At 64.5% G+C, this 6,453-nt stretch carries 4 protein-coding genes; 1 reads left to right on the plus strand and 3 read right to left on the minus strand.

Annotated features, from left to right (window positions below; translation table 11 throughout):
* The first annotated feature begins 160 nt into the window (after window positions 1-160).
* The gene (locus AAGI46_14615) at window positions 161-595 is read left to right on the plus strand and encodes a secondary thiamine-phosphate synthase enzyme YjbQ (GenBank protein ID MEM1013441.1); all 435 of its coding nucleotides are present in this window, start codon (window positions 161-163) and stop codon (window positions 593-595) included.
* An 80-nt stretch (window positions 596-675) separates the two neighbouring features.
* Here the strand turns inward: AAGI46_14615 and tsf are convergent, their stop codons facing one another.
* The 3 genes from tsf to AAGI46_14630 form a co-directional block, all read right to left on the minus strand.
* Window positions 676-1,485: a translation elongation factor Ts gene (tsf, locus tag AAGI46_14620; protein MEM1013442.1), complete on the minus strand. Its 810-nt coding sequence runs from the start codon at window positions 1,483-1,485 to the stop codon at window positions 676-678.
* A gap of 104 nt (window positions 1,486-1,589) precedes the next feature.
* Window positions 1,590-2,558: a 30S ribosomal protein S2 gene (rpsB, locus tag AAGI46_14625; protein ID MEM1013443.1), complete on the minus strand. Its 969-nt coding sequence runs from the start codon at window positions 2,556-2,558 to the stop codon at window positions 1,590-1,592.
* A 195-nt stretch (window positions 2,559-2,753) separates the two neighbouring features.
* Window positions 2,754-6,453, minus strand: a 3,700-nt coding sequence (locus tag AAGI46_14630) for a hypothetical protein (GenBank protein MEM1013444.1), incomplete at its 5' end; no start/stop codon positions are given.

The following is a 6,453-nucleotide window of genomic DNA, read 5'->3' on the forward strand; positions in this document are numbered from 1 at the left end:
CGAACTCCCGCTACCACGCGACCCTGGCACCGGCGAGCCCTTCGGCTATGAACGCCTCGGCGAAAACGAGGCCGTCCTCCGGGCCGAGCACGTCGATGGCTTTCGCGATCGAGACAGCTGGACCTGGAAGCTCGAAGTCGCCGGCGAGTAAGCTCGCCGCATGAAGAGCCACCGCAAGACGCTCAGCTTCCGCGTTCCGGAACGCCGTGGCTTCATCAACATCACGCGCGACGTCGAAGACGCCGTCGCGGAGAGCGGCGTGCAGGAAGGGCTCGTGCTTGTGAACTCCATGCACATCACGTCCAGCGTTTTCATCAACGACGCCGAGGACGGGTTGCTTCGCGACTATGAGCGGTGGCTCGAATCGCTCGCGCCGTTCGACGCGGGCACGGATCCGAGCACGGGCGGTTACTTCCACAACCGCACCGGCGAGGACAACGCCGATGCGCATCACAAGCGACAGATCATGGGCCGGGAGGTCGTCGTCGCGATCACCGAAGGTCGGCTCGACTTCGGCACGTGGGAGCAGATCTTCTACGGCGAGTTCGACGGCCGACGCGACAAACGCGTGCTGATCAAGATCATCGGCGAGTAGTTGCGACTGCCGCTGCCATTCAACACAAGAGCCGCGTCCCGAGGGACGCGGCTCTTTTCGCTGTCGAGGTGAAAGCCGGCTCAGCCGCCGACTTCGAGGCGCTGGTAGCCGGTGAGCGTGCCGCCGGCCTTCTTGGCGTAGTCGGCGACGGTGCCCTTGTGCTTGTCGGGGTTGATGAAGTCCTGCTCGCTGAGCACCCGCTCGCGGTAGAAGGCGTTCATCTTGCCGTCGGCGATCTTCTCGGCGATCTCCTGCGGCTTGCCGGTGGCCTTGGCCTGCTCGACGGCGATCTCTTTTTCCTTGGCGACCAGCGCCGGGTCGACGTCGTCACGCGTCAGGCCCTCGGCCACGGGCTTGAACGCGACCAAGTGCAGGCAGATGTCGCTCAGCACCTCGTCGGCGACGCCTGCCGAGTCGACCGCGACCAAGGCCGCGACCTTGTTGCTGACGGTGTAGTTGAACCGGCCGACCTTGGTGCCCTCGACCGAGACGGTCCGGCCCAGCTGGACGTTCTCGCCGGTCTGCTGGCTGACGTCGGTCAGCTTGCTCTTGATCTCCTCGTCCGCCGCCGGATCGGCCGAGGCGTCGGCCAGGAGCTTCTTGCCAGCGAGGTCGCAGATTTCGGCGACGATCTCGTTGCGGGCGGTGAAGTCGGTGTTGCAGCGGACCTCGACGATGACGCCGCGCGTGGCGTCGTCGTTGACGTAGGCCGAGACCCGACCTTCGCCGGCTTCACGCTCGGCGACCTTGGTCTTGACGCCTTCCTTGCGGAACGCCTCGATCGCGGCCTCGACGTCGCCGCCGGTCTCTTCGAGCTTCTTCTTGCACTGCATCATCGCAAGGCCGGTGCGCTTGCGAAGTTCGTTGACCTGAGCTGCGGTAATCGCCATGTCTTTGGGTGTTTTGGTGTCTTTCGGGAAGCACGCCGGCCGCCGAACCGTAGGTTCCGCGGCAAGCCTGCTGTTTGAGGTTCGTATTCAGACGAGTCGGCGACCTAGGCCGGAACGCCTTCCATCGGCTCCGGTGCCTTGGCGGGCTCTTCGCCGACAGGCTCTTGCGGCTTCTCGATCGAGACGCTGCGAGTGGCGTCGTCGCGCTCGACGGGGGCGGCTGCGGCGCGCTCCTTGTCCTGGTCGTCGACCTTGAACCGGGCGCGGCTGCTGCGACCCTTGGGACGATCGCCCTTGCCGCCACGGTCGCCCTTCTCGGGAACGGCCGGTCGGCCCTTGCGGCCTTCCTCCGCGGCGTCGGCGAGCTCTTCGATGATGACCTCGATCGCCTTCATCGCGTCGTCGTTGCCGGGAATCGGCAGGTCGACCAGGTCCGGGTCGCTGTCGGTGTCGATGAGTGCGATCGTCGTCAGGCCGAGCTTCTGGGCCTCCTTGACCGCGATCTTCTCGCGACGGGTGTCGACGATGAACATGATCGACGGCATCTTCTCCATCCGCCGGATGCCCTCGAGATTCGTCTTGATCTTCGACCGCTCGCGGCCGAGGGTCGACTTCATCTTCTTCGAGTACGTCTCGATCTCGCCGCTGCTCCAGAGCTCGTCGAGCTCGTCGAGGCGGTTGAGCCGGGCTCGAATGGTGCGGAAGTTGGTCAGCGTCCCGCCGAGCCAACGCTCCGAGACGTAGTGCATGCTGGCGCGCTCGGCATGCTCGGCGACGATGTCGCGTGCCTGCCGCTTGGTGCCGACGAACAGGATGTCCTGCCCCTTGGCGACCGAGTTCTGGATGAGCCGCTTGGCGCGAATGAGGCCCTTGAGCGTCTCCTTGACGTCAATGATGTGAATGTTGCCACGCTTGCCGTAGATGTACGGCTTCATCTTCGGGTTCCACCGCGCGGCGGGGTGACCGAAGTGGATGCCGGCGTCAATGAGCTTCTTGACGAGCTCGGCCGGGGTCTTGGGCTTGGCGGGGGCAGTGGTAGCGTCGCCGTTCGTGGCGGGGGCAGTGTCAGACATGCAGAGGTTCCTTTCGCGAGCAGGGATTCAGCCCTGCCAGCCTCTCGTCAGCCGTTCACCGGTCGGCCAACGCGTGAGGCTTGTGCGTCGAGTGCGAGAAAACGCCCGACCGTGGTGAGCGGCCGGGCGGGCATGGTAGGCCAGATTATTGCGGGCGACGGGGGCGGAGCACCACCGTTCCGAAAGCGAGCACGACTAGGTCTCGGTGCCAGGGGTCGTGACGAGCAGCTTCAACACATTCGCCGACGCTTCGACATCTGAGACGACGAACTCGTCGTCGATCTCGTACTCCTCTTTAACACCCCCGACGAAGAGGCTGCCATCCGTGGCAAAAGCGGCAGCGCCACCACCGAACGAAGTTCCAGCACCCTCGCCCAGCTCATATCGAGCGACGAAGTCAGTGAAGTTACCGTAAAGGAGCACGTAGTCTTCGGCTATGAGGTCCGCCTCTGGTTGTTCGAGTGTCCCCTGCTCGAACAAGAAGTCGCCGTAGATGTTATCGAAGAAGTCACTCCCGCGGTCTCGCTGGTAGAGCACCGCAAAATGCTCATCGCTGATATCGATTTCTATGGCGGCGGGAGACGTGGCCGCGTTCCACGGAAGAGACTGCAACTGCTCGCTGTGCACGAATCTTCCGTCGGCGTCCTGTACGTGAACGGACGAAGCGGCATCGTCCTCATCGAGCACGATGACGGCCCGGCCGGTGGAGTCCGATTTAAAGTCGCTGATGAAGCTGATTTGATCGACGACGCCGGAGCTGATTCCAGCATCCGCGAAAGAGGTATCCACCTCTAGATCAGCGGTGAGCCGGACCGTGCCTATGACGGCTTCAGAGATAACGGGCACGAAGTTCAGCGCCCTGTAAGCAAGCGCGACCGAACCAGACGCTAATCCGCCGACTCCGCCGAAAGAGAAAATATAATCGCCCTCATTCGCCAGTCCGTTTCGCTCGAAACCGAGATCGTCGGGGGTGACGATGCGGCTGGCTCGCAGGTCGCCAGATGCGTCAAAGGTGTCGACCTTCAACTCGACAGCGGTGTCGATCACACCGTCGTTCGATTGACCAATGACGACGGATCCGTCAGGTGCGACGTCGTACCAGAAGCTTGTCCAAGGCGTGTTCCGCTGATCGACAACGACCGGTGCAAATGACGAATCAAGCTGCAAGTCGTCATTAAACTTCGCAATCGTGTAGATGGATTCTCGTTCGCGAAGCCCAAAGAAGCCGCCGCCCGGGGCAGGACGAACATCTCTTGTGTGGCCTGCGAAGGTTATTGCGGTCTCCTCGAGCGGGATGTATCTCTGAACGACCGTTCCGTTCTCATCAATGCGGACGGCACCGGCAACTCCCTCGGAGAAGTCCGGGCGTGCGATGGTATTAGAACCGCCGTCTACCTCCGTCGGGGCCGTCGGGTAATGGTCGTAGAACGCGTAACCTAAGGCCCAAGTCGGACCGCCGACCGTTTCGCTGACGAAAACGTCAAAGATTTTGCCGAATGGCGTCCCCGGATCTAAACGCAAGTCGGCTTTACCCCCCGCACCGAAAGAGTCATCGAGGCGGAGTCCTGCGGCGACGGTCCGCGGGTCGTAGCTCTCGCTCCGAGCCACGCGAATCTCGTCGACCTTCACGCCGTCTTCGCGCATCCAGACGTTGAGGGTCTGGACGCCCGCGGCGGGGACGTTGACGGTGAGGCGGCGGTTGATGGAGTTGCTGCCGTCGGTCCAGGTGAAGACGTCGTCGCCGCCGCCGGAGACGCCGAAGGTGTTGGTCGTTACCGACTGCCCATTCAGGCCGACGTGGACGGAGTCGGAGCCGAAGTCCTCGGCCGTCATGCGGAGCCAGACGTAGTACGTGCCGCTGTTGGCAAACTCGATGTCGTAGTCGAGCCGTGGCCCATCGGCCTGGCCGCCGGTGTTGACGCCCTCGCCGGGCGCGGTCACGAAAGTGCCGTTGATCGCGTCGGGACGCGTGTCGTCGACCCACTCGCGGCCCTGAGCGGATGCGCGGGCGGTCGCGTCGGTCGCCTCGATCGTGACGAGGCCGTCGACTTCCTGGAAGGCGTCGGTCGGCTCGGAGATCGTGTTCAGGCGCACCTCGACGCGGTTGCTGAAGGCACCGTCATCGTCGGTGGCGAAGACGTAATACGTCCGGCCGGCACCGATGTCGAAGGTGTTGTCGGTGAACGTGTAGCCGTCGCTGCCGTCGGTGTCGGTGCCGATGACCTGGTCGCCGAAGGTGCCGTCTTCGTAGCCGAAGGTGACGCTGGCGATCGTGCCGTCGGAGTCGAAGACGCCGTTAGCGGTGAGGGTGACGTTGTCGCCGACGACGATCGGGTTGGGGCTGGCCGTAAGCGACGCGACGGTCGGGGCCGTGTTGGTCGCCGGGGGCGGCGTGACGGCGGGGTTGAAGTTCGGATCGCTCGACAGGCGAATCTCGTCGACGATCACGCCGTCCTCACGCATCCAGATGTTGAGCGTGCTGATGCCCGGCTCCGGAACGTCGACGGTTATTCGGCCGAGGCCCGGCACGTCGTTGACCCACTCGAAGGTGTTCTTGGCTCCCGGGTAGACGCCAAAGGCACCGAGGGTCTGAATTTCGTTGTTGAGTCCGACGTGGATGGAGTCGTCCGAGCCGGTCGGGCCGTTCATGCGGACCCAGACGAAGTAGGTGCCCGGGTTGGTGAACGTGATGTCGTAGTCCGCACGCGGCCCGTCGGTCGTGTTGCCGAAGTTACTGCCCTCACCGAAGGCCTGGAGCACGTTGGGCGACTCGCCGCTGGCTCCCGGTTGGTTGAAGACATCCCACGACGGCAGACCGGTGTTCTGGACAAGCGCCGACGGGCGCGACGCCTCAATCGTGACGAGACCGGCAGTCTCCTGGTAGACGGGCCCGCCCGCCGAGTTGAGGACGGTGTTGGTCGTGATGGCACGAATGCTCTGCGCACCGTCGTTGTCCTCGGCGATCGCGTAATACGTCGTCGTCGAGCCCGGCGCGAGCTCAGCGACGCTGATAAAGCCGGCGAAGCCGTTGGACGGGTTTCTGTCGGTGAAGAGCAGAACGTCCTCGCCCCCGACCACCTCGCGGAAGAAGCGGACGAGCGGCACGGTGCCGTCGACGTCGTTGACGCCCGTCGCCTGGATGAGGATCTCGCTGTCGATCGGTGCAGGGTCCGGCGAGTCGGTGAGCGCGCCGATCGTCGGGGCCTGATTCGGCGGCGGTGGTGGCGGGGTCGTGACGCGTGGGTCGAAGTCGACCGAGCGGGCGACGCGAATCTCGTCCACCTTCACGCCGTCCTCGCGGGCCCAGATGTTGAGCGTGTGGACGCCGGCCGAGGGGACGTTGACGGTGAGGCGGCGGCCGAGCGGTGTGGTGCCGTCGGTCCATTCGAGAACGTTGCGGTTGTTGCTGTAGAAGCCGAACTGCCCGTCGAGCGTCTCGGCCTGACCGTTCAGGCCGACATGAACGGAGTCGTTCGCCCCGCCGTCGCCGGTCATGCGGACCCACACGTAGTAGACGCCGCTGTTCTGGAAGTTGATGTCGTAATCGAGCTTCGGCCCGGTGAGGGCGGTGCCCGTGTTGGAGTCGATGTCGGGCAGCGCCTGCACCAGCGTGCCGCCGACGGCCGCCGAGTCGGCCACGTCGACCCACGCGACGCCGTTGCCGGCCGTGGTGCGACGCGAGGCGTCTGCCGCCTCGATCGTGACGACGCCGTCGACCTCTTCGAACGCCGAGCCGGTCTGCGTCGGCGCGACGGTGTTGGTCGTCTGGACGGGCTGACTCTCGGCCCCGTCGTCGTCCCTCGCGACGGCGGAGTAGGTGTACGTTCCGGGTGCGAGGCCGCTGATGTCGACCGCCAATGACCAGCCGTTGCTGCCGTTGTTGTCGGTGCCGAGC

The organism is Planctomycetota bacterium, from assembly GCA_038746835.1.
GTDB lineage: Bacteria > Planctomycetota > Phycisphaerae > Tepidisphaerales > Tepidisphaeraceae > JBCDKH01.